The organism is Vibrio sp. V42_P2S4T144 (genome assembly GCF_009904715.1).
Taxonomy (GTDB): domain Bacteria; phylum Pseudomonadota; class Gammaproteobacteria; order Enterobacterales; family Vibrionaceae; genus Vibrio; species Vibrio alginolyticus.
Genome location: NZ_WXWS01000420.1, coordinates 1 through 3,029 on the forward strand (window position 1 = coordinate 1; position 3,029 = coordinate 3,029).

Below are 3,029 nucleotides of genomic sequence, written 5' to 3' on the forward strand. Positions count from 1 at the left end.
GGACGCTGATCCGCATTCTACTTCCACTCAATCAAGGAGCAGAGCAGGCGTGAGTTACAAAGTTTTAGTCGTGGACGATGAGCCTCGCATTCATACCTTTATTCGAATTTCGCTGTCTGCTGAAGGGTTTGATTACATTGGCGCGAGTACCATTGCAGAAGCCAAAGCGTGTTTCGAAGCACATTCGCCGCACGTCATTCTGCTAGATTTAGGCTTGCCCGACGGCGATGGGAAGGAGTTTCTCACTACGCTTCGTCAGACGTATAAAACGCCAGTGCTAGTGCTGACGGCTCGCGATCAAGAAGAGGAAAAAATCCGCCTTTTAGAAGCGGGCGCGAATGATTACTTGAGCAAGCCTTTTGGCGTAAAAGAGCTCATCGCGCGCATCAAAGTGCTGGTTCGAGATTTGGTGGATGAGCAATCCATCGCTGATGAGCTGGTGGCTGGCCGAGTCAAAATCATCAAAAGCACTCACCAATTTTGGTTGGATCAGAGGGAAATTCCACTCACCAAGAAAGAGTTTTCTTTCATTGAACAATTGATTCTCAAGCCGGGAAAACTCATTGAGCAAACTCATTTGCTAGCGGTGATTTGGGGAAAAAGTCATGTCGAAGATACTCACTACTTACGCGTGCTAGTGAGTCAACTACGCAAAAAACTGAACGATAGTGCTGACGAACAGCGGCTATTAAAAACCGAGCCGGGGCTGGGTTATCGTTTAGTGCTTGAGACGTCCAAGCACCACTAAATTCCAAATTTAATCAACGTTAATGCCAAGGTTTAGTGCTGGTTATCAGCACTCGAACAGGATTCGTGTTGCCTATTTTCCGCGACGGAAAATCAGTCTAGCCCTTAACGCATTAGCATTTTCTATACATAAAACACAGTTAGGTATTGATATGGCTCACTTTACAGTAATTGGTTTAGGGCGATTTGGCGTTGCCGCCAGCTTAGAACTTATTCATCTTGGACACACCGTAACGGGGGTGGATAGCGACCCGAAAATCGTCGAAAAATACGTCGAAGAGTTAACGCAAGCGGTCATATGTGACGCAACAGACGAAGGTGCACTCAGAGAGTTAGCGTTAGCGAACAGTGATGTGGTGTTGGTGGCGATTGGCGAAGACATGCAAGCCAGTTTGTTGTGTACGCTGGCGCTGAAAAATCTGGGTGTGAAATCTATTTGGGTCAAAGCGAGCACCAAAGCACACCACACCATCGTGTCTAAGCTTGGTGTACAACGCATTATTCATCCGGAAGAGGAGATGGGCGTAAGAGTCGCGCAGGCACTCAACTATCCGATGGTGAACAACTATTTGGAAATGGGGCATGGTTTGTATGTGGTGGAAATCCACGTTAAATCCAATCTGCACGATACGCCGCTTTCTAAGTTGATCAGCCGAGGCAGTTACAACATTCAGCCTATCTTGGTGAAGCGCGAAGAAGCCGTCTACACCAATATCAATGATGAGTTTGTGCTTAATGAGTTCGACACGCTGTTGCTTTGCGGTAGTCGCGCTGAGCTGAAATACGTCGCTCCAAGGTTGGTGTAACATGGTTTTGTGGCATCCCTCTGTTATCCCAATCGAGCGAAAACCCAAAGCGGGCAAAAAATTGTTGGGCGCACCGCCATTAATACTTAGCCTCAGCTTTGCGTGCTTGATCATGCTCGGCACGGTCTTACTCAAACTGCCGATTGCCACCACAGAGCCCATCACTTGGATTCAAAGCCTGTTTACAGCAACATCGGCCATTACGGTGACGGGATTAGTTGTGGTGGACACGGGCACGGCGTTTACGCCTTTTGGGCAAGTGGTTATTGCTTTCCTGATTCAATGTGGTGGCCTAGGTTTGATGACGTTTGCTATCGTGACCTTGCTGGCTCTGGGCGGAAAAATTGGCTTTTTGGAGCGAGCAGTCGCGAGAGAGGCGTTCAACCAGACTGATTCATCGACACTCATTGCCACTGCTAAATCTGTATTGATGTTCGCTCTGCTCGTTGAACTTATTGGTTTCACTATTTTGAGCGTTTATTGGAGTGAAGAGCTAGGCTGGGAAACCAGTTTGTTCCATGGTTTCTTCTACACCATCAGTGCGTTTAACAATGCAGGTTTTGCGTTGAGTGCCGATAGCTTAATGCCTTACGTGGACGACCCGGTCGTTAACTTCACCATTACCAGTTTGTTCATTATTGGTGGTTTAGGCTTCTCGGTTTGGATTGACTTAAAACGCAATCGCCGTTGGCATCGACTCACCGTTTACAGTCGAATGATGATCTTAGGCACGATGATCATTAACGTGGTGGCACTTATCGCGATTTATCTGATTGAATATGACAACCCCAACACGCTTGCCCCGTTGAGCGAAGCAGGGAAATGGTGGGCATCGTGGTTTCAAGCGGTGACGCCAAGAACGGCAGGGTTCAACACTTTAGCTATCGATCAGTTGGAAGATGCCACAACGGCGATCATTCTGGTGTTGATGTTTATCGGCGGTGGATCATTGAGTACGGCAAGTGGCATTAAAGTTGTGACATTTATAGTGTTAGTCTTGGCGACTTACAGCTATTTGCGTCGCGATGAAGCAACCTATGCCTTTCAACGCGAGATTCCCAAAGAGACCATCAGCAAGGCATTGGCGCTGACTCTGATCTCGGTGGGGGTGACTTGGTTTGCCATATTCACGCTGTTACTGACAGAGAAAGCGTCTATGTTAGATATTATGTTCGAAGCGGTCTCGGCACTGGGTACGGTTGGGTTATCGCGAGGCTTAACGGGCAGTTTGTCCGAACCAGGTGAGTTAGTGATCATCTTCATGATGTTTATGGGACGATTAGGCCCCCTTACTTTGGCGTACTTCTTAGCCAGTCCAAGAAAGAAAAAAGCGCGTTACGCGAGCACTAAACTGGCAATAGGGTAAATGGGCTAACTCGTACAAAGTGAGCAAAAGGCTAGGCAAAAGGGGAGTAACTGCTCCTCTTTTTGTACTCGTTGTAGCCACGAAACTGTATACGGCGGTCTCTCTCACAA

The 3,029-nt window shown here is 47.7% G+C and carries 3 protein-coding genes; all 3 read left to right on the plus strand.

The window, feature by feature from the left end; genetic code table 11:
- Nucleotides 1–49: 49 nt before the first annotated feature.
- The 3 genes from CAG68_RS14110 (at nt 50) to CAG68_RS14120 (ending at nt 2,919) form a co-directional block, all read left to right on the plus strand.
- On the plus strand, nt 50–748 hold the full coding sequence (locus tag CAG68_RS14110; protein WP_086047254.1) for a response regulator transcription factor: 699 nt from the start codon (nt 50–52) through the stop codon (nt 746–748).
- 151 nt (nt 749–899) lie between these two features.
- Nucleotides 900–1,553 carry a potassium channel family protein gene (locus tag CAG68_RS14115; protein WP_005375180.1) on the plus strand — a complete coding sequence of 218 codons (654 nt, stop codon included), beginning with the start codon at nt 900–902 and terminating at the stop codon, nt 1,551–1,553.
- Nucleotide 1,554: 1 nt separating this feature from the next.
- Nucleotides 1,555–2,919: a TrkH family potassium uptake protein gene (locus CAG68_RS14120; RefSeq protein ID WP_062730915.1), complete on the plus strand. Its 1,365-nt coding sequence runs from the start codon at nt 1,555–1,557 to the stop codon at nt 2,917–2,919.
- The last annotated feature ends 110 nt before the right edge of the window (nt 2,920–3,029 follow it).